Source organism: Limnoraphis robusta BA-68 BA1 (assembly GCF_034932365.1).
GTDB classification, from domain to species: domain Bacteria; phylum Cyanobacteriota; class Cyanobacteriia; order Cyanobacteriales; family Microcoleaceae; genus Capilliphycus; species Capilliphycus robustus.
The window spans coordinates 1-23,708 of the sequence record NZ_JAYGHR010000021.1; the positions used below are offsets into that span (position 1 = coordinate 1).

The window sequence follows — 23,708 nt, forward strand, 5'->3', positions numbered from 1 at the left end:
AATTTGGCGATCGCTAAACCTTTGATGGGGGGCAAGTTTTAGGCTCTATTTAAACAGAAAATATCAAAACTGTTGAAATAATCCTCCTTTTCTTTACAGAGAAAGGCTTTTAAGATTTGGCGATCGCCAAATTTTAGAATGAAACAGCCCTGCCCTTTCTAAGGGGGGATCAAGGGGGGATAGAGAGGGGTTGGGGGAGAGGTCGAAGAGCCAGAGGTCAACAGAGGTCGTATTTTATAGAAAAATGGTATCATAAAAGTTTGGCGATCGCGTAACGTGCGGTCTGGCGTATCGCTAAACAGAACAGATACAAGATTGGATAATATTTATAGTTTTTAAGGTTTAAATCATTTGGAGTTTATGAACAATGGAACAAAAAAATCCTGAATTAGTCGAAAAGATTCGTCAACAGTTTGAGTCGGCACCCTATCCGAGAATTCCCTTAGAAACTTCTCCTAAAGAATCCTATGAAATTCTCTATATTCATAATTTAGTCACTTCCTATTATTTGAGAAATCAAAAAGTTATTAATACCGAAGGCAAAGTTATCTTAGATGCGGGTTGTGGGAGTGGTTATAAATCATTGGTTCTGGCAGAAGCCAACCCAGGCGCGAAAATAGTGGGGATTGATTTATCTGCAAAATCCGTTGATTTAGCTCAGAAAAGATTAGAACATTACGGCTTTACCAACTGCGAATTTCATGCAATTCCGATAGAAAATTTACCCGAACTGGGGTTAGAGTTTGATTATATTAACGCGGATGAAGTGCTGTATTTATTGCCGGATATTGTGGAAGGATTAAAGGCAATGAAAGCAGTATTAAAGCCAGAAGGAATTATTAGAACGAATCTTCATAGTTCCTTTCAGAGAGCGGTTTATTTTCGAGCGCAAGAACTGTTTAAGTTCATGGGTTTGATGGATGAAAGTCCGGGAGAGATGGAAATAGAAGTCGTTCGAGAAACGATGGAAGCTCTGCATGATCAAGTGTTGATTAAGATGCAAACTTGGAGCCAGAGAATGAAAGACAGTGAAGAATCAATGCTGGCAAATGTATTATTAATGGGGGATAAAGGCTCAACTATTCCTGAACTGTTTGCGGCGTTGAGAGAGGCTGAACTCGAATTTATCAGTATGGTAAATTGGCGGTATTGGGATGTCACAGGGTTGTTCAAAGAACCGGATAATTTACCCGCTTTTCTGGCGATGAGTTTCCCCGAACTTTCCACAGAAGACCAACTTCATTTGTTTGAACTACTGAACCCAGTTCACCGTTTATTAGACTTTTGGTGTGGTTATCCGGGCGCGGCTCATCCGGTCGAACCTGTATCAGAATGGAGCGATCGCGACTGGAACACTGTCACCGTTCATCTACACCCACAACTAAGACATTCTAAAGCAAAAGAAGATTTAATTCAATGTGTCCAAACTCGGCGACCTTTTGAGGTGAGTAAATACGTTCGACTCCCGACGATGGTTGCGCTTCACCAAGAAAGTGATGTGGTGGCTTGTTTGCTTCCCCTCTGGGATGAACCCCAACCCTTTCTCAGTTTAGTGGAACGATGGCAAAAAATCCGAACCGTTGACCCCATCACCCTGGAACTCGTGAGTCAGCAAACGGCTTTTGACCAAGTGAAAGAACTATTGAGCGACCTAGATCCCTTTCTGTATGTGCTTTTGGAGCGATCCGCCTAAAAAACAAAAAAAATTTCTGAGGGGTGATATGAAACGGAAAATGACTGGGTAAGTTAGGGATACGAAAACAAGATATCCATGATCCTAACCCCAAGGAGAAACTACTATGAAGACCGAATTTAAAGCAAAATTCTTACAACACGTTGCTAAGAGAAACAAAGAAGAGGGTTTCACCCTAATTGAATTGTTGGTTGTTATCATCATTATCGGGATTTTGTCTGCGATCGCGTTACCTTCTTTCTTGAATCAAGCTAATAAAGCAAAAGAGTCTGAAGCAAAACAATACCTGAGTGCAATTAACAAAGGTCAGCAAGCATATTACACCGAAAACAGTAAATTCACTACCGACATTTCAACTCTTGGTGTGGGTATCAAGACTGAAACAGAGAATTTCTCTTATGTATGCGCCGAGCCAGGGAAAGGGGGAATTAACTGTACAGCAACCTCTACGGGAGATGCTATTCGCTCCTATCTGGGAGCCGTCTATTTAATAGACATTAGTGACTCAGAAACAACATCAAGAAGTCTGCTCTGCCAAACAACCAAGCCAGGTGAAAAACCGGGTGCGATTGCAGTAGTTGACGCTTATCCCAAAGATGGTGATCCCACTTGTCCTGATGGTATGACAGATGTCTAGATTTATCGTGAAAACCTTCCTTTCGTGATTGGAGACAATTTTCTGGTAATGTAGGTGGGTGGCGGTCGCTACCCCCTTATTTTTTGTCAGTAGGTTGGGTTGAGGAACGAAACCCAACAATATTTTCGGTTGTTGTTGTGTTCTTAGGTTGCGCTAGCGCTTAACCCAACCTACTAATTCTAACAATGTTTTTGGTTGTTGTTGGGTTGTTGTTGGGTTGCGCTAGCGCTTAACCGAACCGACTAATTCCAACAATGTTTTTGGTTGTTGTTGGGTTGTTGTTGGGTTGCGCTATCGCTTAACCGAACCGACTAATTCTAAGAATGTTTTCGGTTGTTGTTAGGTTATTGGGTTGTTGTTGGGTTGCGCTAAGGCTTAACCGAACCTGCTAATTCTAACAGTGTTTTCGGTTGTTATTGGGTTGTTGTTGGGTTGCGCTAGGGCTTAACCGAACCGACTAATTCCAACAATGTTTTTGGTTGTTGTTGGGTTGTTTTTGGGTTGCGCTATCGCTTAACCGAACCTACTAATTCCAACAATGTTTTTGGTTGTTGTTGGAGTGTTGGGTTGCGCCAGAGCTTAACCCAACCTACGGTATGATCACGAATAATGCGAACATAATATGAGAATGTCTTCTTCTGACTCAGAAACAATCAATTGGCAACAACAAGCCGAGAAATGTCTACTCAATGGCGATTATCTGCAAGCAAGCCGTCTCTACGAAAGCGCAATAGAAACGGAACCGGATGTAAAATCCCATTACTGGAATTTTGGGCTGATGCTGCTGTTGCAGGGAGAGGAAGCCGAAGCACAAACAACTTGGCTATTTGCAATGGCAGAGGGGGAACCGGAGGAAGTTGAACAGTGGACAATAGAATTAATCCAGGTTTTGAAAAGGGAAGCTCAACGACGAGAATATTTAGAAGATTGGGCTGTGGCTTGGGCAATTCGGCAACATATCCGAGAAATTAATCCCACTGATATCAATAATATATTAAATTTAATTGCACTGAGTATTTTTCTCAAAACCTACACTGGAGAGGAATTCAGTTCCTTTGATGTATTTGAGTTGCTTCAGTCTGAGTCATCGGTTGAGGTTGATTCTCAACTGTTACTGCTGGTTTTACAAACCGTTCTAAATTATGCCCCTTTAGATCCTCAATCCTTAGAATTCACCAAAGCTTGTTTGCCTTATGTTTCCGGTCAAAGCGAGTTGATCGATGTATTAAACACAACTGCGACTATAATTTCGATGACTCATCATCAGGCAAAGTTGGCGGTTGAATATGCTGAATTTGCTTTCCAGTTGGAACCGGAAAATACAACGGTTTTGTTTCTGATAACAACTCTTTATCAAAGAGCAGGAAACCTTGACAAAGGGATAGAACTTGCAAAGTATTGTTATGCGGCTCTTGAAGATTTAGCGGATAAAGTTTATGCAAATCACTTAATTTTGCGGGGATTGATGTCTGCTGGAGGCGGATCTGTAGTCGAAGTAAGTTCTATTCTGGAACGTCATGAAACTTTAGTCAATTCTTTCATAGAGTTAGACCCAGGCGATCTCACTCAAGAAGTGACGATGCGCCTATTTTCAACTCTATTTTTTCCGCCCTATTTACGAGATGAGCCGCAGGTTAATAATAAATTACGGCAACAAGTCGCTCAAATTTGTCAAAAGAATGTAGAAACTTATGCTGAAGATAAAGTTTCCCAATACAAACAAAAACTTGCGTCCCGTCAACCGATCAGAAATACCGATAAACCGTTGCGGGTTGGTTATATTTCTTATTGTCTGCGAAATCATTCGGTGGGATGGTTGGCACGATGGCTATTTCACCATCATAACCGAGAAAAGTTTCAAGTTTATGCTTATTTAATTAATGCAAAAGGTCGAGAAGATGGTTTACAAGATTGGTATGTGAATCAAGTCGATAAAGCCCATGAATTTCCTGCGGGTTGTGGGGAAATTGCGGATCTAATCTCCGACGATGAAATTGATATACTTATCGATCTCGATAGTATTACTCTCGATGTAACTTGTGAGATTATGGCACTCAAAACCGCACCTGTTCAGGTGACTTGGTTGGGTTGGGATGCTTCAGAAGTGCCAAATATTGACTACTATATTGCCGATCCTTATGTATTGCCAGAAAATGCTCAGGACTATTACAGCGAGACAATTTGGCGGCTCCCCCAAACCTATATTGCTGTCGATGGTTTTGAAGTTGGGCTGCCAACGCTGCGACGGGATGAGCTAAATATTCCCGGTGATGCGGTGATTTATCTAAGTTCTCAGAGGGGTTTTAAATATCACCCACAAACCGCAAAAATGCAGATGGAGATTCTTAAACAAGTCCCGAATAGCTACTTTTTGATTAAGGGTATAATGAAGCAAGATATAGTCAAAGAGTTCTTTATTCAACTCGCAAAAGATGAGGGAATTAACCCAGATCGCTTAATCTTTTTATCGGGAGTACCCAGTTCGATAATTCATCGAGCCAATTTAGCGATCGCAGATGTGGTACTTGATACGTTCCCCTACAATGGCGCGACTACGACGTTAGAAACGTTGTGGATGGAAGTTCCAATGGTAACTCGTGTGGGTCAACAGTTTGCCAGTCGAAACAGTTATACAATGATGGTGAATGCGGGTATTAATGAGGGGATTGCTTGGACGGATGAGGAATATGTTGAGTGGGGAATTCGTCTAGGTACCGATGAAGTATTGAGACAGCAAGTGGCGTGGAAGTTGCGGAAATCTAAACAAACTGCTCCGTTGTGGAATGGGAAACAGTTCACCCGTGAGATGGAAAAAGCTTATCAACAAATGTGGCAAATTTATTTAGATTCTCGGGGTTGATGTTGTTGAATTTAGCCCCCCTCGCCCCCCAATTCTGGGGGGAATAAGATATTTGAAGTTTCCTATTTTTGTCAAATTCCTATTCTGCTATATTCCTGCTCCCCTCTCTCATGTTTGGGAGAGGGGCTAGGGGTGAGGGCAAGAGAGATTTAGGGGGGCGGGGGGAAATCTGCTTCTGCTATTTGGAGAATGCGGGTGAGAACAGTTTGCAGATCGCTGAGAACTTCTTCGTTGGTAAACCTCAACACTCGATAACCAAAAGATTGAAGATGCTGTGTTCGAGCTTCGTCATAGGCTGTCTGCTGAGTATGAATTTCTCCATCAACCTCAATGACTAATTTGCAGGATGGACAATAAAAGTCAACAATAAACTGTCCTACAGGATGCTGACGGCGAAACTTGAGTCCTGCCAGTTGACGACTACGCAAGGCGCTCCATAATTGCGCTTCAGCAGGAGTTAGATTTTGCCGCAAATAACGAGCAGCCTGCTCAGTTTGCGGATTAGTTCCACGAATTCTAGGAGAATCTTTTGACATTAGTGTTGCCCTCTAAATTCCCTGACCCTGCAATCCCAAATAATCAGGATACCTGAAAGATTCTGAAATTTCCCCCCAAAGTTGGGGGGATAAAGGGGGGCTAAATTGTGTTGTCATATCAGCTAACCGAACATTTATCATTGAATCAAAATCGTCTCCCTTCTTCGATCATCTCTCGAATTGATTGCTGATCGATAGATATTTCTTGTCGGAGTTGCTGCATTCCTGCAATGGTGTCTTGAATCGATTGTCGAGTGACAAGCTTTCCCCAAACGTTATAGCGGGGTTGGGATGAATTTTGAGATAATGACTGGTAAACTATTGTGACCTCTATATCTGTATCTCTGATCTCTGTTGGCATTTGCACTTGTAAGATTCCATCTGAGCCGATGTGAGTTTTTAACTGAATACTTTGCATGACAAGTCTCCGATAATATTTTTATCTTAAAGGATATCAAATAACAATGCACGACTTCTTCTCTAGGCTCACCAATGACATATCAGATTAATTACTCCCCTCTCCTTGCAGGAGAGGGGCTGGGGGAGAGGTCACGGGATTTAGGGAAATTACTTAATACTATAACTCCCGAATTTGACTCGATGCAAACACTTGCTCACAGGTTAATTCTAACTCGGGAAAAGTAGCAGAAATAATGCGATCGCTTCCGGTAAAAGACTGGACTTGATATTCACCCTCAACTAACTGATAAACAAAAATTTTCGGCTGTTTAGGATTTCCTAAAAGGGTGCGAGAACCAATCGCCAAATAATCAACAATCCAATATTCAGGAATTCCCAAGCGTTGATATTCATCTCGTTTATCGATATAATCATCTTCCCAATTAGTTGAAACTACTTCTACAGCAAGTTGAATGGGTTCTGTTAATGCGCCATAGGTTCGCACGTTGCTATTCCAAACTTCCGCTTTCACTACACCAACATCAGGATTTCTTCCCCGTTCTTCTCCTTCTTGAGTTATGGTTTTAATGATGATATCTTTATCAACAATATAGTCTAAATTTAGGCGATCGCTTTCCCGATAAAAGCAACGAACTAGAAACCGAGCCACATTTTTATGAGCGCGAGTGGGTTCCCCTTTTAGGAGTTCTCCGTTTACCAGTTCATACTGTCCGAAACCATCGGGATACTGTTCTAAAAATTCGAGAAAGGTTAGCTTGTTAGTCGTGGTTAATGTCATGGCTTTTCAATAAAAAAGCAGTTTTAATCGGAGATATTTTTTGATTGAAGTTGCAGAGAGTTAAAGATACTATCAGGATTTTCCATCGTAACTTACATGACTGATGCTATAATTATTTATGAACTGTAGGGGTGCAAGCCTTGCACCCTTCTGTCTTTATCTTAAACTGTCTAATTCAAAAGTTGGAAGATTCTCTGTATTAGTTTTTTGAATGGCTTCTTGATTCTCATGTTCTAGGATAATTCGACCCTGTAAATGAGGCATCAAAGCTGACCATTGAGCATTACTCAATTGTCCAATCAGTGAAATATTCGGTTCATCAGAGACTTCTAATTCTTCCTGCATCATCAGATTCATAATAACACTAGAAAGAGCTAAATCCGCTTCTTCCCCTGAAATATTGCTATTATCAATGAGTAAGGTAATCTGCTCACTTTTGGGATGAGTCAGAACAGCTTTAATAACCTCTCCTAATTCTACACTGAGCAATTCTTCCGATTGTGACCAATCTGGGAAAATGATAAAGTTGTGTTCTCCTAATTTCAAATGCTGCAATGTTGCATTGATCAAAGCTGAACTCACTTTATCAGCCATTTTCGACCAAGTGAATTTTTGAACTTGTTGCAGTCCCGTTTCGATGAGTTGACGGCGAACTTCTGGTTTCTGCACCTGACAAAGCGCATTCGCCATTGCATTCACATCCGTCTCATTCACATAAATTGCTGCTTCTCCAGCCACTTCAGGAATTGAGGAATTATAGCAAGTAATCACCGGACAACCACAAGCCATCGCTTCAGCAACAGGCATCCCAAAACCTTCATATAATGAAGGATAAACTAATGCAGTTGCACCCGAATATGCGATACTGAGTTCCTCATCGCTGAGTTGGAGAGGATGAACCACGCAACCGGATGTAAACTGTCGATATTCAGCACTCAGCCAGAGACTACTTCCGCCTGTACAGACAATTTCAAACCCTTGTTTGCTGTAAAGTTGAGCAAAAGCTTGGAAAAATAAACCTGCATTTTTATAATTACTTCCGGCACCGACTAAAATAAAGTAAGGTTTAGTAATGCCATACTTCATTTTAAATTGATTAATATTGGCTTGACTGTTGAGTGAAAAGACTGGAGAAACCCCACATTGAGCAACTGTTACTTGTTCGGGGGAAATTCCCGAAAAACACTTCACTAAATCAGAAGCCGTATTTTCTGAAATCGAAACATAGGCGGAGGCGTGACGAATTGCATGATGTTTTTCCCGCCACATGGGTTCATTGAAATCTGCACCCAACACTTCAGGAATCATGTCATAAGCCATGAAAACGGATGGCGTTGAAATGGGGGTTGTGTAATAAGTTGAGATGAATAAATCAGCTCCTTCTTCATCACAAACTTGTTGCAACATTTCTCGATCTGCTTCCGTTTGATTGTAGTCATAAGCAGGGAGAGTGCGATAAAAAATCCCGGGAATTTTTGGTACAGTTCCAACTCGATCAAGTACAACAATATTTTGAGAAAATCCATTTTTAGCCCATTCTTCTAACAAGGAACGCCAAACCCGTGCAATTCCAGTTTTATACATTTGGAAAAACACACCATCAATCACTATTTTTGAGTGATTCTGAGGCGGATGAGTTTCTTCTACTCTAGGTGTTTGAGGTGTTTGACTGGAATTGACACTTGATATTGCTTGTTGGAAGTCTTTCTCTATCAAAGAGAGGGGTTTATTTTGTGGGAGGGGTAAACTATACAGAATCTCAAATACATTAGATGGTAATTGTTTTTCTGTTAAAAGATGTACAGAACTTCCATTTGTATAAAAATTGAGGTGGAATTTTTCAGCGATAATGGATAGAGATTGAGGAGTATAAATCGAGATATGTTGACCCTCATGTAAAGCATAATACCACCATTCGTTAGGTTTAGGATTTTCTGGAGGGAGTAACTGAGTGCTGAATAAAATATTTTTAGAAAGTTTTAGAATTTGTTCAATCTCATTTAGGGGATTTACTAGATGTTCAAACACCTCAAAAGCAGTTGCTAACTCGTAGCTTTCCTGTAATTCAGCGACAAATCCTTGAGCAAATAAATTCTGGCAATATTTATCATAACCATAAAAATTTAACCCGAAATCTCTCATCATGCGAACCAGTAAGCCGTAACCGCAGCCATAATCTAAAAATTTATCTTTTAGATCAAAATAGCTTAAAATCAGCTTTTCTGTTAATCTAGAAAAACTGAGATTTCTGGAAATCAATCCAACATCACTATTGGCAATTGGAGTTAAGTAAGCTTCATCGAGCCAGTAAGGTTGTTCAGTTTGAATAAAGCCGCAATTTGAGCATTGAAAATAGTTTACTGTATGCTTATTTAAAACTAATGCAGTATCAAATAAGTAAGATTCAGAGTTGCATATTTTACAGATAGGGGTCTGATCAAAAACTGTATTGATTGCCATTTTAATTCTAATTAGAATTGAACTTTTAAAAATGTATTTTAAAATTTCTACACTGTTATTTTGATCTGTTACTCTACTGAGTTTAATTGAACTAATAACGCTTTATAATCTTCTCTCTCTGGACTCAACTGAACCAACTTTTCTAACGGTTCAATCGCGCCTTTCGGATCATTTAATTGTAGCCGAACATTCATCAAACCTTCTAAAGCCGTTAAGTTCTCAGGTTCTCTCTGCAATACACTTTCATAGCCTTTTTCTTGTGCTTTTAACTGCACTTCAGCAGAATCAACTTCTGTTGTTTCCGGTTGATTTTGTCGCTGCAAAGCATCCTTAAACATTGGAACCAGGGTAAATAAAGTTGAACCGCCAAACCCAATCACTCCAATGAATGCGATTAACTTTTGTTTGCGTTGAAGGCGGCGTTGACGGGACTCCATATATTCTCGTTCTGCACTGGTCATATCTGCCTCACTGGGGTTGCTACAACAGCCTACTCCCTTAAACTACCCAACTTTTGATCAAAAGCGATCGCGCTGTCCGACAAATCGCGCCTCGAACTCAACCCACCGCCTGAACTATTATAGATGATGTGCGATCGCCTTTTACTTATCCTACCGCGAAAATGGACGTTCAAAACTTTATTCAGCAGCTCCCCAACTTCTATGACAACTGGGAACGTGAGACGGTTCAGCCCAAATCAAACCCATTTCAACAGGTACTCGAACAAAAAAACCCAGAAATGTCGGTTAATCTCATGCAGTTACTTAACGTTGCGGTGGACTGTTTAGAAGCCTCGGAAATGTATTGCGAAATTGGAACTCAGGACGGTTTTTCACTGATTGCTGCATTGTTCGGTCATCCTGAAACAATGGCTTATGCTGTTAGTGAAATTTCCGATAATACTATTTTAGAACAACTCCTAGAAAATGTACAGTCTTTTAATTTAGAAGAACAGATTATTTTTTGTAATCAGGATTTTGAGTCTTTTTTATTGGAATTGCGAGAAGTTGAAACCGATACTCAAATCGGAGTTTACTATTATCAAGGTTTATCGGATTATCGCTCAGTTTTGATGAGTTTACTTTTGGTTCAGCCTTTTTTAACCCCTCAAGCCCTGATTTTAGTTGATTCTGCGGATATAGACACAGTACAACAAGCGATTTGGGATTTTATGGCGGCTTATCCCCAATGCCAAATTTTATTAGACGGTTGTGACTCAATTAACCTCAATCAAATTTTAGGATCAGAAATCCAACTTTTAAGCTGGAATGCTGAACAAACCTTTAACTATTCAGTTTCCACTTTTCAAGATCAACAATCTCAAATCGTTCTTCATGCCATTCAAAATATACAACAGTTTCAGCCCGAAGTCAATCTCAGCCAAATTTATGATCAAGCGGTTCAATCTCACGCCCAAAAACAATATGAAATCGCCGAAAAACAGTATAAACAATTCCTCCAATGGCAACCCAATCATGCAGAAGCTTGGCATCAACTCAGTATCCTCTATTATGAAAGAGAACAGTATTCAAAATCGGTCGAAGCCATTCTCAAATCTTTAGAAATAGATAAATCAATTGCAGTTAGACATTATCATCTGGGATTGGGTTTAGAAAAGCTAGAGAAATATTCAGAAGCCATTACCGCTTATCAAACCGCTATTGAACTTGATAATAGTTTAGTCTACGCCTATCAAAACTTAGGAAATCTAATTAAACAGCAAGGTTCACTGACTGATGCTGAAGCTATTTATCGAAACGCAATTGCAATCAACCCGAACCATTGGGGAAGCTATCTAAATTTAGGAAACATTCTGTTTGAACAAACTCGTTTTGAAGATGCGATCGCCATTTATCAAACCGCTTTAAACCTGAATCCCGATGCAATAGAAGTTCAACAAAACCTTAATATTGCTGAATCAGCAAAAGACAACCCCGCACCTATTTATTATAGCTTTGCTCAACAGTATTATCAACAGGGAAAATACAACGAAGCAATTCAATTCTTTCAAAACTATCTAAACCTTCAACCCGGAGAAGTTGAACTCTATGCAACCCTGAGTGATTGTTTTAATCAAATTCATCAACCTCTAGACGCAATAAAAGTTCTACAAACCGGAACACAAATTCATCCGACATCAGGACAATTGCACTTTTCTTTGATTTTACAGTTACTCCGCCAAGCAGAAACAGAAGCGGCAATTTATCAAGCGGAAACTGCTTTTAACCATCTTCCTGATGACTATACATTTAAACTGATGAAACATCTGATTGTTCCGATTATCTATCATAACTCTGAATCAATCAATTATTACAGAAAACGATTTGAACAAGAACTCCAAACTTTAATTAACACTACTCGTTTAGAGACTCCAGAAGAAAGAGAAAGTGCATTCTGGGGTTTAAGTCGATGGACGAATTTTTATTTAGCCTATCAAGCCCATAACGTCGTTGAATCTCAAAAAAATTATGGTAAATTAGTTCATCATATTATGGCGGCTAACTATCCCAACTGGGTAAAACCGTTAACGATGCAAAAGGTTGAACAAAAAATTAGAGTCGGATATATTTCTCATTATCTACATTCCTATAGTGGCACCCTTTGGTTAACGGGATGGTTGAGATTTTGTAATCACGATAATTTTGAGGTTTACTGTTATTATACCAGTAATACTCCCGATCCGATTACTCAAAAATTCCGGCAATATAGTGATGTTTTTCATCAAATACCCGGAAACTTACCAGCCGTTTGTCAACAAATTCTGAACGATAAACTGCATATTTTAGTCTATCCTGAAATTGGTATGGATGCACCGACAATGCAAATGGCGGCTTTACGTTTAGCCCCTATTCAATGTACCGCTTGGGGACACCCAGTAACAACGGGACTCCCAACCATTGATTACTTTTTATCGAGTCAGTTAATGGAACCGGAAAACGCACAGGAACATTATTCAGAAACTCTGGTTCGTTTACCGAATATTGGGGTTGCTTATCCCAAACCGAAAGATATTCCAAATTTAACAAAAAGCCGTTCAGATTTTAATATCCCAGAAGACTCTATTCTCTATTTTTGCTGTCAAGCGCCGTTTAAATATTTACCGCAATACGATTATATTTTACCAGAAATTTCCCAGGGAGTTCCTAATGCGAAGTTTCTCTTTTTAAGAGGAACAATTTTAATCCCTCGCCTCGAACGTGCTTTTGCTGCTGTCGGTTTAAATCACGATAATTATTGCATTCATCTTAGTATTCCTGAACGTTCAGATTATTTGATGTTAAATCTACTTTCAGACGTGTTTTTAGATACGTTTACTTGGTCGGGGGGAAATACCTCTTTAGAAGCGATCGCCTGTAATTTACCCATTGTAACTTGTCCGGGTGAATTTATGCGAGGTCGTCATGCAGATAGTTTCTTAAAAATGTTAGGTGTGACGGATACTATTGCTCAAAATGAAGCCGAATATATTGACATTGCGGTTAAATTAGGTTTAGATTCTGCTTGGCGAAAAGATATTTCTCAACGAATGAGTCAACGTCAAGATCACTTATTTGATAATGAAACTTGCGTTAAAGGACTAGAGGAGTTTTATCAACAAGTTTTTCGGGACTTTTAATTAAATTTAGGGTAAATTTAAAACTCATCATCTGCTTCTAACTGTTCGGCTAACTGATGTAATTCACTCAAAAATTGTCGAACTTCGTCTTGAAATTGATGCCAGACAGGAGGATACTGTTCAATAAGTTGTTCTAGTCGAACCGGATCTAACTCAAAACCATAAAGATTGCGAACAATATGCCGAAAGCCGAGATAATCTTGTAAGCGGCTAATTGTATCTTGACTTAGGACTTTAGGAAGTCCTTCTCGTTCAACTCCCATTCGATTTAAGAGTCGTTTATACCAATCATAACTAGAGGGAAGGATACCATTTAACTCAGATGCTATCAGTTGAAAAATACGTTCACAACCCGTATATAAATTGTGCAGTTTTAAAGCAACACTTTCATAAAAAATAGTAGCAAGTTCTGGAGTCCGCCTCATCTCTTGCTGAACTTGATTAATCCCACTTTCTAAACGTCCTAAGCGTTCTAACTCTACTTCAATATCAGTGGTCAGTTCCCGAACTTGACTTGCTGAAATCTGCCTCATAAATACATTCTCCTGTCTCCAAAACTCGTTGGCGAAAATGAGGTTCTAAATCTTCTATTGGTTTTAAGTCTACCCATCGATCTGTTAGACGATTGACTGCTGATAATGCGGTAAAAAAATCCTGCTTTCTAATCCCTTCGACTGCAATATCAATATCAGACTCAGCCGTAAATTTATCTTTAACTAATGACCCAAAGACAATCACCTTTGTAACGTTAAACTTCTCGACTAGAACATTAACAATCTCAACTAACTGTGAACGCGCTTGCAGTACCATTCGCTGATTTTGGGCTTTTTGCTGGGCTTGACGTTTTCTCCAATATTGAATGCGATCGCTCAAAACACTCGACCCCCATTTCCCTATAACATCTATTATATTACCGCAGTAAGCGACTGTCGCACTACAACTGCTTTGGGCTTCATTCCGAAAAGAAACCGGGTGTAACTTCCCGAATATTGTGGGGGGAAAATCTACACTTCCAGGGAAACAGACGAACTGTAATTATATAAATATACGAAATGTCAACGAGGTAGCCCAATGAAAAACCTAGTTCAATCCTTCTATAATTGGTATAGTCACACGCTGCGTAACACTAAATACCGTTGGGTATTGATTCTCGGCACCTTACTTTATTTGTTGAGTCCGATTGATATTGCTCCTGATTTCATTCCCATTATAGGATGGATTGATGATGGAATTGTTGCGACTTTGTTTGTGACAGAAATTTCTCAGTTGTTGCTAGAACGTCTCAAGAGTAGTCCGAATAAAGCATCTACTGAAGTTGCTGAAGCTCAGGTTGTTGATGCTGAAAAAACGGTTGTCGATGTCACCGCAAGTTAGGTAATCGTTCAGGGGATGGGTGCTTCCGCAGCAAGTTGACTGTTCGAGAGAATTTACATCCCCTTTTCAGTTTAAAGTTTTGTATTATTGTTGAATTTGTAACTGAATTTTGTATAAAAACCCGGTTTCTTTGAGAAACCGGGTTTTTGAGGTATATTTGTATCTTGAAGAACAGATTAAAGTTTAATTTATATTTTTGTTAAAATAGAATAAATAATTTTCACGATCTCTAGATTCTGGGTTTAAAATTTTAGCCACCTGTAGAGATATTATTTTTTTAAGATGAAACGGTCGAACTTTTCCCGACGAGATTTTTTAAAAGCCGCCGCATTCGCCTCTTTTCTTTCGACTGTTGGGGGTCATTCTCTGTTTGCTTTATCTGCTCCCAGTCGAAAATTAATTTCAGCCCAAGACTGGTTAAGTGATAACATTTTTTTACAAGGGATTAACGCTCCGGTTTTTCAAGAAGTCGATGTTGAAAACTTAAAAATAACCGGGGAAATTCCCGCAGATTTGAACGGAATGTATATGCGAAACGGCCCTAATCCATACTTAAAACCAGTTGCTTATCAATATCCCTTAGAAGGCGATGGAATGATTCATGCGGTTTATCTCAAAGATGGAAAAGCCAGTTATCGAAATCGCTGGATTATGACTAAAAGTTTACAGCAAGATATTGAGGGAAAAGAACGACAAAATATGCCCCTTGTTAACTTTGCCAATACCAATATTGTCCCCTATGGAGATCATTTATTAGCCTTGTATGAAGTCGGACTCCCTTATAAAATGTCTAGTGATTTAGAAACATTGGGAGAGTGGGATTTTGGTGGAGAACTTGAAGAGGCAATGACTGCACATCCCAAGGTTGATCCGAAAACAGGAGAGTTACATTTTTATCGTTATTCTCTGTTGGCGGCTCCTTATTTAGTGTATTATGTCGCTGATAAACAGGGAAAAATTATCCGTAAAACTCCCATTGAAATGGCATCTCCGGCACTCATACATGATACGGCGATTACTGAAAATTACATCATTTTCTTTCATTGTCCTCTGGTTTTTAATGTATTTCAAGCCCTCGGGGGGCAATTTCCGTTTGAATGGAAGCCTGAATATGGAACAAAAATCGGCTTAATTCATCGGAAAAATGTTGATCAAAAACCGATTTGGATTGAAACAGAACCCCTGTGGATGTGGCATTTTATGAATGCTTATGAACAACAGGGAGAAGTTGTTGTTGATTTTGCCTATCATAATCAGATAAAATTAGAACCCACTGCTGTAACTTCTGGAAAAGAGATCAAATCTCATCTACAACGATTAACAATTAATCCTCAAAATAAAACAGCCAAACATGAACCTTTAGATGATCGAGTGGTTGATTTTCCGACGTTTGATTTTCGGAAAACTGGACAACCCTATCGGTTTGGATATACGCCTCATATTGATATCGAATTAATCGCCCAAAAGAAAATTCCTAACTATTTTTCTGAACTCATTCAATATGATTTAGAACGGAAAGTTACTCATGTTCATCGCTTCAAACCCGGACGGTATTGTGGTGAAGCGAGTTTTATTCCCAAACAAGGACAAGAAGCTGAAGATCAGGGATATGTAGTCACATTTGTCTTTGATGAAACAACAGCAACCAGTAGTTTAGTAATTCTTGATCCGGCTAATTTTGCAGGTGAACCTCTGGCTGAAATTCATCTTCCGGTTCGGGTTCCCAGTGGTTTTCATGGGAATTGGATTTCAACAGCAATATAATGGCAACATATATTGTTACGCTTCCTGAATTGTTGCAAATTCATTGTTCTATGAGGTATAACTGGGGAGAATAAAAACCCGGTTTCTCTAATCAACAGGGTTTTGAAAATGTAATCTACAGCAGGTTTATTGGAAAATAGAACATTGCTGTAAAAATCGGGTTGGAATTTCGGGATAATTTCCCCAATGTAAGTGTAAATAAGACGCATGAAGATTAACCAATGACCATCCCTCGGTTATTGTTTCATTGCCTTTATTTTTACCATAACGCTTCATTTGATAAACAGGATTCTTGGACTCTATCGTGAGTTCTGAACGATGAAACTGATGTCCGAAAATAGTTGTATCTTTGGGTAATAAAGGACTTTCTTGCAAAGTTGTTGCTTGATAATATCCTAATTTAAGCTGTTTTCCCATGAAGGCTTTTGTCGGAAGACTACCAACCATTGGCCAGGATTTGTTCTCAAAATCAATAATGTCTTCGCATAAGTACATTAAACCTCCACATTCTGCATAGGTCGGTATTCCTATGGAGATCAGATTTTGAACAGCTTTTCTAACTGATAAATTTGCGGATAACTGTTCAGCAAAGAGTTCGGGAAAGCCACCCCCAAAATAAAATCCTTGAATATTGTCAGGAAGTTTAGTATCGTTTAAAGGACTCCAAAAAATTAATTCCGCTCCGAGTTTTTGTAAAATATCTAAGTTATCTTGATAGTAGAAACTGAAGGCTTGATCGCGCGCCACAGCAATTTTAACGGGATCATAAAAACTAGGTTTTGTAGCATTTGATTGAACATCTACTGTTGTCGTCGTTTTTAATAAGGGAAGGAGTTTTTCCCAGTCAAAACAGTTGGCGGCTAAATTTGCGAGTTTGTCAACTAAAATGTTGAGTTGAGGTAGTTCATCAGTAGGAACTAAGCCTAAATGCCGCTCTGGGAGGTGAATTTTATCTTGTCGTCGTACTACCCCAAAAATGGGAATTTGGAACGGTTCTAGAGCTTCTTTTAACAGTTCAAGATGGCGATCGCTGGCGACTTTATTTAGGATTAAACCTGCAAATTTTAATTGAGGATTGAGGGTAGTAAAACCATGAACAATTGCGGCGACTGAACCGGATAATCGACTACAATCTATGACGAATAAAATAGGTAAATTGAGGATTTGAGCAATATGAGCGGTAGAAGCTGTAGGGGTGTGACTATTGGGGGGTGAAACGCCGTCAAATAACCCCATAACCCCTTCGATCAGAGCATAATCAGCGTTTTGAGTATGAGTAGTAAAACACTGTTTAATATAAGCTTCTGATGTGAGAATGGGATCGAGATTATAACAGGGTTTTTGAGTGACAAATTGATGAAACATCGGATCAATATAATCAGGGCCAACTTTCAAAGATTGGATATTAAATTGTTTTTGTTGAAGATAGGCCAGAAGAGCGAGGGTAATGGTTGTTTTACCCGATCCACTTCGATCAGCAGCAATAATCACGCTCATTTGCAATTTCTCCTTGAAAATACTGAAAGTCCATGTATCTAAGTTTACCAGCTTAAGTTGGGTATAAATTTTACAACTAAAGTCCGGTAGAAATATGGAGAAAATAGCCTTGACTTTTGGCAGTAATTTTTGAGACAATCGTGTTAGAATGCAAAAATAAATTGATCAATTGCAAAACAGATGAATAGGATTGAAGATCACCCGATCTAAATAAAATTTAGAGGAGATCAACAACTGTTAAAGGTAATGACAAGAGCCGGAAATTGGGCGGGGTGTTAGGGCAGAGATTGAAGCGATCAAAAGCACAAATATTTGTGATATAAATCACAACAAGAGTGAGTCAAAGCTGTTTAACAAGCTATTCAACAATTGAGTTTTGCAACTATTTCTAATTTTGACCCCAGAAAAAACCACAGAAAGGTTCAATAAAGAGCCATGTTAAAGCAGAAGAGAAAAAATTTCCTCGAACCCCTAAACAAAAATGCTTTGTTTGATCGGTTGCCGCCCGAGGTTCAGGAATGGGCGCAGAGTTTACCCTGGAACGAACGACGTTATGTTTTGTCCTTGTGTTATATTTTGTGCGGTTCCTCCCCGGAGAAGCAAGCCGAGTTTTTAGATGAATATACGGCTGATGGTTTAGTCTCTAAACTCTTAGAAGATGTTGATACGCTGCAACGAATCAAGCGGTATTTAAGCTGGTTTAAACTCGACACGAATTTGAATGAATCTCTTTTGAGAAACTACATCAAACAGTTTTATGTCCACTCCGCTCAAGATGCTCGTTGTCAGCCCTATGAATATCTGGAATCTGCCTTGAGATTGGCTTTAAACCCCGAAGATAAAGATAAAGTGTTTTATTATGTTTTAGGGTTTGAGTTATTAAAATTGATGTTCAATATGAGTTGGCTTCAGCATGAACGCTTATCTCGACTGCAAAGAAACCCAGATGATTTCATCAGAAACTATATCAAACCCATTCAAAATACACACAAACTGAATGGAATCGTCGTTCCCAAAGATGAACGAATATTTTTCGCTCGCCGAGATTATTTCGTCAAGAAACCCGAAATTTCTTCCCGCAAACTCATCGAACTAATTCTTGTGACCTTTACCACGGATCAAGTGATTAACTGTGGCTTTTCAGTGACCCGTCATATTCGCTCTGTAGAATTTGACTATGACTATGTATTCAATCCTTCGGAGGAATCAGAAAGTATCTTTCCTTGGGAATGTGAATCTATGATAGGATAAAATAGATCAACCCCAAAAAAACAGAGGCTTGAATCCGTAGTATCTGAATCGAGTCCCTCTACCTAGCTCTAAGTTCAGATGGCGCTCTCACCTCTAGCCACCAAACGCCGAACTGAGGAATTAACGTGCTATTGTCAAAAGGCTTTGAAGTAGAAATGTATACTGGCAGTCCTCAAGGAGAAGTTGTCGGCCTTTCGGATCGGATTGTCGCTGAACTCGAGGGATTTGTGCGAGAACCCGATACTCGCAATGTCGAGTATACGACAGCACCTTTGTACAGCTATGATCGCCTGTTATGTGCATTGCTCAAGCCCAGGCGATCGCTACGAGAGACTCTCAAGCAATGGGGAAACTATACCCTCATTCCGGGAAGTACCCTGTCTTTGGGTGAGAGCGACACCTTCTATCGCTCCGATCCCAACAATCCTTATCATACTCACATCGAGGAAACCTACGGCACAACCGTTGTCACCTCCAGCATTCACATCAATATTGGCATCAGTGACCCGGAACTGTTGATGCAAGCGATTCGTCTAGTTCGGGTGGAAGCGCCGCTATATTTAGCCCTGAGTGCCTCCTCTCCCTTTCTCGACGGCCAACCGACAGGCAATCATTCCACACGCTGGTCTGTTTTTCCACAAACACCTCAACACGTTCCGTTATTTGAAAGTCACGCTCATTATATTAACTGGACGGAAGAACAACTGGCACTGGGAACCATGTACAATGTCCGTCATCTGTGGTCGTCTGTGCGACCCAATGGCGATCGGCGTCCCTACAATCTCAATCGCCTCGAACTGAGAATTTGTGATCTAGTTGTTAACCCGGTGGCCTTACTGGCTGTGACAGCCTTATTAGAAGCCAGACTGTGGCAGATGTTTGCCGATCGCCGCCTTGATCCGCTAGAACAAAGTGATTTTCCAGCCAGTAGCAGAGCTTCCGACTTGATGACCTTAACCGAAGAAAATGAAGCCGCCGCCGCTCGTCTGAGTTTAGACGCTCCCCTGCGACATTGGAAAGATGGCCAAGTGATTTTGGCTCGTGATTGGATCGAGCAACTCTATCAAGAAGTCAGGCCTGTTGCGAAACAGCAAGGCTTTAGCTGCTTTTTGTCTCCGGTGAAGAAAATTTTGCAAGAGGGAAATACCGCTCAACAATGGTTGAGACTGCATCAACAGGGGTTGAGTAGTCGCCAGATTGTGCAGAATGCGATCATTGAGATGGAACAGCAGGAACAAGAGTTTGAAGACAAATTGTGTCAACCTTCTCTGGTTGCATAAGCGTAATAAAAGTTTAGAATATCTTATCTTTCAACTTTTCGTGGAAATATAAAGAAAAACTATGAATTCGGGTCAAATTTCTGGCAAACTCGTAAGAGAATTCCTTATTCCTCTATTTCTGTGACTGTGCCTGGCTGAAAGTCAAACCTTGATGATGGATAATTCATGCCCCGTGTTGTTTTGATTCAACCTCAGATTCCCCCCAATACGGGTAATGTGGCTCGAACTTGTGCCGCTACCCGTACAGAACTGCATTTAGTTGGGCCGTTGGGGTTTGAAATTCGCGATCGCGATTTAAAGCGGGCTGGCTTAGACTACTGGCCCTATGTTCCGTTGAAATTTCACCCCGACCTGGATGCCTTTAAACGGTATCACCAATATTGGGGAGGACGCTGGATTGGATTTAGTAAACGGGGTCAGCAGAATTACATCGAATTTCAGTATCAAGCCAATGATTGGCTGCTGTTTGGCTGTGAAACCGCCGGACTGCCGCCCGAGGTGCTTGAGGCTTGTGATGTGACAACTTCTATTGCGATGGATGAACCAGGTGTGCGAAGCTTAAACCTATCTGTGAGTGTAGCGATAGGCTTATTTGAGGCTCGTAGACAATTAGGCTTTTTCAAGGCCTAGTCCCTGCAAGAGAGAGTTTATGTTTTCCAAAAGATGCAGTGATTTAAACGCAAAAATCAGAAAACATAGATAACTTTTTTTTATAAGTTCCCGGATGGAGATTGGCTTGATAAGTGATAGATTTTATTCATCGTTAATCGGCTCCTCAATTCAGGGGACGAGGCTTTAAGTCTTATTCTGGGGTCAGTTCGGCTGCCAAATGGGTTGAATAGACTTGAAATAGGACTCACCCGTCCCAGTCGGGTAGCCGAGAAAAGATAGTTGTACTTTTCGAGTAAGTTAGTGTAGATTCACATCTGGACTCTTAGTCAATCAAGCGTCCTATTGTGATCATGATTGGGCAATTCGGCAGTTATTATTTGGCAGCAATCGGCCTTGAAGCGATTGTACTAACGAACAAATAACTTGCCGAAATGAACAAAGCAGGGTAACCTGACGTAAGCATTGATGACTTTCAGTGAGATCTATCAAGTTCTAAAAGTGATAAATATCACTGATGTGAGTTCGTTGAATAAACCAAGGACAGTTAAACGCTTCTCCATAGGAGGTCGTTCTTTGAAAGGAACAGTTCCACATTCAGACCAACCTGCCACGGATGCCAAGGAAAAAGAGGCTAAAGTGGTACCTGCACAGCAGGCAACATTCTCAGGGAGTAGTAAGGCATACACCTCGGCTGCTTTTCTGGGTCTAGCCATCGCCTCCGGTATTCTCTGGCCTGAAGGGAGTCATGCCAATACAGTACCCACTGCTGCGGCGACACTCACTCCAGAAATGCAGCCCTCCTCCGATGGAGTCTCCAACTCTCAAACGGGGGAAAATCAGGCAACTGCACCCGTAAAGGATTCCGAATGGCAACCTTCTTTGCTGCGGAATTTATCCAGGCCGATCGAAAACTCGAATACAGAAGATTCCGCCTTCGAGCCTGGAGAGCAGTCTGTGAAAGCTCCCAAATCCGGTTTAGCCGAATTGTCAGAGTCAGGGTTTCAAGCTCCGGTTGTGGGTTCAGAATCACTCCCAGATTCGCCAACATCCGCACCCGACGATGGCAGCCAGCCTAATTCCTCTCCTGTGGGTTCTGGTGGAGCGCTCTCGAACTCTTTTGGGGATTCATCAGCCCCTAGAGCCGAGCAACCCAACTACACCTTACCCGAGACGACAGGTACAAATCAGCCCTACGCTACACCTGAAGTGCCTGGAGCGATTGTTATTGAATCGGAATTAACGGATCACTCCGTTTCGGTTGTCTATCGCGTTAATTCGGGGGAAACCCTCGCTCAGATTGCCCGTCGTTATAATGTCTCTGTCGAAGAGATTATCAGAACGAATAATCTCCAAAATCCCAATTTAATACAAGCCAATCAAAATCTCCGAATTCCCCAACGATCTTCTCATCGTTCCCTTTTTCAGAACCCCTCTTCAAATCAGCCTGATCAGTTTGGACGTTCTCAAAATTTAGAAACGGAATCCCCATCGGGAGAAGAATCGGTTTCAACTCCAACAAGCGATGGTTTGGGATTGAATCAGTCCCGACTCAATGGTGCGGTTAAGCCTTTTGAGCTTTCCTCAGAGCTGAAGTCCAAAACCTCTAAACCGATTGGCAATCAGTTGAGCCGAGTGCAGCCTTACACCCTCACGCCTAATAGTCAGCCCGAGAGTCAGTTTTCTTTGGATCAACTGGCGATGATGAAAACTTCCGGTTCGATTACCGAGCCGACGGCGATTCCGGGTCAAACTCTGCTTGCTCGTGGCCAACTCCAGGCTCAACTGGTTTCCTCAACTGTCGATCTCAAGGCGAAGTCCTCTGGTGTCAAGGGTGAATCTCCTTCGGTCCATACCAGTCGTTTACGGGCTGATGTTGATCGATTGCGCCAAGAATACAAGCTCCAGCAGGCGCAACTGTTGGCTGATGCTTCTCAACAGATGCCTGATGAACCGTCGTCTCCCGAAGATCTTACGCCTACTAACGCTCAACAACCGTTGTTATTGCGTCGGGTTAATCCAGAGTTCAATCCTGATGCTTATCTGCGTCAGAAAGAGATTGCAGGCGGAAACAGTCAACCTCCTGAACAGTCTATCCCTGTCGCTGAGTTAGCCACTCAAGACGGTGCTGCTTCGCTGCAACCCTCTGAACAACTGCAAGCCCAACGCCAAAAGGATGATCCGTCTGTGGTGGCTACGGCACCTTTAGGCTCAAGTGCTTATGATCCGTTGAAAAATCCGGCTCTCGGGCGGATTGTTTCTCCCGATTTACCGCCTCTTCCAGGCCCGGATACCTATCTTCCTGGGGGTACGATGCGGTTTAATGGCTATATCTGGCCGTCGAGAGGGATTTTAACGTCGGGCTATGGCTGGCGTTGGGGACGGATGCACCAAGGGATTGATATTGCGGCTCCCATTGGGACACCGATTTTTGCGGCGGCTCCCGGTGTCGTGACTTATGCTGGGTGGAACAGTGGCGGCTACGGAAACTTGGTGGAAATTGAGCATCCTGATGGCAGTTTGACGCTTTACGCTCATAATGATCGCGTTCTGGTGAGTGTTGGTCAGAAGGTCGCCCAGGGTCATCAAATCTCGGAAATGGGAAGCACGGGTAGAAGTACAGGCCCCCATTTACACTTTGAGATTCATCCCTCTGGACAAGGTGCTGTCAATCCGATGGCTCTTCTTCCCAACGAACCGGATAATCTGTCTCAACGATAGGACGGATTTTTCAAAGGATCAGCGAACAGGGAACAGGAAACAGGGAACAGCGCAAACTTGCGGCGGGCGCGGTTTCCGGCGAGAGCGCAAAGTCCGTTGCGCGGGTTCCCCGCGTTGAAGGAACTTTGCAAGAGAGCAAAGTTTGCAAGACAGGGAACAGTTTTTCTTCCTAAGACTGTTTGCTGTCTTCTGAACTCCTGAACTCCCACTGT

At 41.2% G+C, this 23,708-nt stretch carries 18 protein-coding genes; 10 read left to right on the top strand and 8 right to left on the bottom strand.

Annotated features, from left to right (window positions below; all coding sequences use genetic code 11):
* Window positions 1-367 precede the first annotated feature (367 nt).
* From VB836_RS10155 to VB836_RS10165, 3 genes are all read left to right on the top strand, one after another.
* Window positions 368-1,693, top strand: a complete 1,326-nt coding sequence (locus tag VB836_RS10155) for a class I SAM-dependent methyltransferase (RefSeq protein ID WP_323219252.1) — start codon at window positions 368-370, stop codon at window positions 1,691-1,693.
* A gap of 106 nt (window positions 1,694-1,799) precedes the next feature.
* On the top strand, window positions 1,800-2,330 hold the full coding sequence (locus tag VB836_RS10160; protein WP_323219253.1) for a type IV pilin-like G/H family protein: 531 nt from the start codon (window positions 1,800-1,802) through the stop codon (window positions 2,328-2,330).
* Window positions 2,331-2,958: 628 nt separating this feature from the next.
* Window positions 2,959-5,190 carry an O-linked N-acetylglucosamine transferase, SPINDLY family protein gene (locus VB836_RS10165; RefSeq protein WP_323219254.1) on the top strand — a complete coding sequence of 744 codons (2,232 nt, stop codon included), beginning with the start codon at window positions 2,959-2,961 and terminating at the stop codon, window positions 5,188-5,190.
* Between the two features lie 149 nt (window positions 5,191-5,339).
* Here VB836_RS10165 and VB836_RS10170 read toward each other — a convergent pair whose 3' ends face one another.
* The 5 genes from VB836_RS10170 to VB836_RS10190 form a co-directional block, all read right to left on the bottom strand.
* On the bottom strand, window positions 5,340-5,726 hold the full coding sequence (locus VB836_RS10170) for an endonuclease domain-containing protein (protein ID WP_323219255.1): 387 nt from the start codon (window positions 5,724-5,726) through the stop codon (window positions 5,340-5,342).
* A 145-nt stretch (window positions 5,727-5,871) separates the two neighbouring features.
* Complete coding sequence (locus tag VB836_RS10175; protein ID WP_323219256.1) at window positions 5,872-6,144, bottom strand: hypothetical protein; 273 nt, start codon at window positions 6,142-6,144, stop codon at window positions 5,872-5,874.
* A 159-nt stretch (window positions 6,145-6,303) separates the two neighbouring features.
* Complete coding sequence (locus VB836_RS10180; RefSeq protein WP_323219257.1) at window positions 6,304-6,924, bottom strand: Uma2 family endonuclease; 621 nt, start codon at window positions 6,922-6,924, stop codon at window positions 6,304-6,306.
* Between the two features lie 156 nt (window positions 6,925-7,080).
* Window positions 7,081-9,384, bottom strand: a complete 2,304-nt coding sequence (locus tag VB836_RS10185) for a methyltransferase domain-containing protein (protein WP_323219258.1) — start codon at window positions 9,382-9,384, stop codon at window positions 7,081-7,083.
* A 68-nt stretch (window positions 9,385-9,452) separates the two neighbouring features.
* Complete coding sequence (locus VB836_RS10190; protein WP_046282449.1) at window positions 9,453-9,845, bottom strand: tetratricopeptide repeat protein; 393 nt, start codon at window positions 9,843-9,845, stop codon at window positions 9,453-9,455.
* A 161-nt stretch (window positions 9,846-10,006) separates the two neighbouring features.
* Between VB836_RS10190 and VB836_RS10195 the strand changes: the two genes are divergently transcribed.
* Entirely contained in the window at window positions 10,007-13,000 is a 2,994-nt protein-coding gene (locus VB836_RS10195) for an O-linked N-acetylglucosamine transferase family protein (protein WP_323219259.1), read from the top strand.
* Between the two features lie 17 nt (window positions 13,001-13,017).
* Here the strand turns inward: VB836_RS10195 and VB836_RS10200 are convergent, their stop codons facing one another.
* Together VB836_RS10200 and VB836_RS10205 are read right to left on the bottom strand one after the other, a co-directional pair.
* Entirely contained in the window at window positions 13,018-13,533 is a 516-nt protein-coding gene (locus VB836_RS10200) for a ribonuclease toxin HepT-like protein (RefSeq protein ID WP_323219260.1), read from the bottom strand.
* Window positions 13,490-13,873, bottom strand: a complete 384-nt coding sequence (locus tag VB836_RS10205; RefSeq protein WP_082172528.1) for a nucleotidyltransferase family protein — start codon at window positions 13,871-13,873, stop codon at window positions 13,490-13,492. The genes VB836_RS10200 and VB836_RS10205 overlap by 44 nt, the downstream gene beginning before the upstream one ends.
* Before the next feature lie 198 nt (window positions 13,874-14,071).
* On the opposite strand from VB836_RS10205, the gene VB836_RS10210 reads away from it, so the two are divergent.
* Both VB836_RS10210 and VB836_RS10215 read left to right on the top strand, forming a co-directional pair.
* Window positions 14,072-14,374 (top strand): YkvA family protein, encoded by a 303-nt coding sequence (locus VB836_RS10210; RefSeq protein ID WP_323219261.1) that lies wholly within the window; start codon window positions 14,072-14,074, stop codon window positions 14,372-14,374.
* 282 nt (window positions 14,375-14,656) lie between these two features.
* Window positions 14,657-16,138 (top strand): carotenoid oxygenase family protein, encoded by a 1,482-nt coding sequence (locus VB836_RS10215; protein WP_323219263.1) that lies wholly within the window; start codon window positions 14,657-14,659, stop codon window positions 16,136-16,138.
* Window positions 16,139-16,264: 126 nt separating this feature from the next.
* Here the strand turns inward: VB836_RS10215 and VB836_RS10220 are convergent, their stop codons facing one another.
* Window positions 16,265-17,635 carry a cobyrinate a,c-diamide synthase gene (locus tag VB836_RS10220; RefSeq protein WP_323219264.1) on the bottom strand — a complete coding sequence of 457 codons (1,371 nt, stop codon included), beginning with the start codon at window positions 17,633-17,635 and terminating at the stop codon, window positions 16,265-16,267.
* Between the two features lie 435 nt (window positions 17,636-18,070).
* Between VB836_RS10220 and VB836_RS10225 the strand changes: the two genes are divergently transcribed.
* From VB836_RS10225 to VB836_RS10240, 4 genes are all read left to right on the top strand, one after another.
* A complete protein-coding gene (locus VB836_RS10225; protein WP_323219266.1) occupies window positions 18,071-18,886 on the top strand; it encodes a cobyrinic acid a,c-diamide synthase in 816 nt (271 codons plus the stop codon).
* A 125-nt stretch (window positions 18,887-19,011) separates the two neighbouring features.
* Window positions 19,012-20,166 carry a glutamate--cysteine ligase gene (gene gshA / locus VB836_RS10230; RefSeq protein WP_323219267.1) on the top strand — a complete coding sequence of 385 codons (1,155 nt, stop codon included), beginning with the start codon at window positions 19,012-19,014 and terminating at the stop codon, window positions 20,164-20,166.
* A gap of 165 nt (window positions 20,167-20,331) precedes the next feature.
* Window positions 20,332-20,796, top strand: coding sequence for a tRNA (cytidine(34)-2'-O)-methyltransferase (locus VB836_RS10235; protein ID WP_323219268.1), 465 nt, complete (start codon window positions 20,332-20,334; stop codon window positions 20,794-20,796).
* A gap of 555 nt (window positions 20,797-21,351) precedes the next feature.
* The gene (locus VB836_RS10240) at window positions 21,352-23,496 is read left to right on the top strand and encodes a peptidoglycan DD-metalloendopeptidase family protein (RefSeq protein ID WP_323219269.1); all 2,145 of its coding nucleotides are present in this window, start codon (window positions 21,352-21,354) and stop codon (window positions 23,494-23,496) included.
* Window positions 23,497-23,708: the final 212 nt, after the last annotated feature.

Excerpts from the sequence above, each read along its gene's own strand:
- VB836_RS10155 (WP_323219252.1), top strand. The coding sequence starts at position 368 with ATGGAACAAAAAAATCCTGAATTAGTCGAAAAGATTCGTCAACAGTTT.
- VB836_RS10160 (WP_323219253.1), top strand. The coding sequence starts at position 1,800 with ATGAAGACCGAATTTAAAGCAAAATTCTTACAACACGTTGCTAAGAGA.
- VB836_RS10165 (WP_323219254.1), top strand. The coding sequence starts at position 2,959 with ATGTCTTCTTCTGACTCAGAAACAATCAATTGGCAACAACAAGCCGAG.
- VB836_RS10170 (WP_323219255.1), bottom strand. The coding sequence starts at position 5,726 with ATGTCAAAAGATTCTCCTAGAATTCGTGGAACTAATCCGCAAACTGAG.
- VB836_RS10175 (WP_323219256.1), bottom strand. The coding sequence starts at position 6,144 with ATGCAAAGTATTCAGTTAAAAACTCACATCGGCTCAGATGGAATCTTA.
- VB836_RS10180 (WP_323219257.1), bottom strand. The coding sequence starts at position 6,924 with ATGACATTAACCACGACTAACAAGCTAACCTTTCTCGAATTTTTAGAA.
- VB836_RS10185 (WP_323219258.1), bottom strand. The coding sequence starts at position 9,384 with ATGGCAATCAATACAGTTTTTGATCAGACCCCTATCTGTAAAATATGC.
- VB836_RS10190 (WP_046282449.1), bottom strand. The coding sequence starts at position 9,845 with ATGACCAGTGCAGAACGAGAATATATGGAGTCCCGTCAACGCCGCCTT.
- VB836_RS10195 (WP_323219259.1), top strand. The coding sequence starts at position 10,007 with ATGGACGTTCAAAACTTTATTCAGCAGCTCCCCAACTTCTATGACAAC.
- VB836_RS10200 (WP_323219260.1), bottom strand. The coding sequence starts at position 13,533 with ATGAGGCAGATTTCAGCAAGTCAAGTTCGGGAACTGACCACTGATATT.
- VB836_RS10210 (WP_323219261.1), top strand. The coding sequence starts at position 14,072 with ATGAAAAACCTAGTTCAATCCTTCTATAATTGGTATAGTCACACGCTG.
- VB836_RS10215 (WP_323219263.1), top strand. The coding sequence starts at position 14,657 with ATGAAACGGTCGAACTTTTCCCGACGAGATTTTTTAAAAGCCGCCGCA.
- VB836_RS10220 (WP_323219264.1), bottom strand. The coding sequence starts at position 17,635 with ATGAGCGTGATTATTGCTGCTGATCGAAGTGGATCGGGTAAAACAACC.
- VB836_RS10225 (WP_323219266.1), top strand. The coding sequence starts at position 18,071 with ATGTTAAAGCAGAAGAGAAAAAATTTCCTCGAACCCCTAAACAAAAAT.
- VB836_RS10235 (WP_323219268.1), top strand. The coding sequence starts at position 20,332 with ATGCCCCGTGTTGTTTTGATTCAACCTCAGATTCCCCCCAATACGGGT.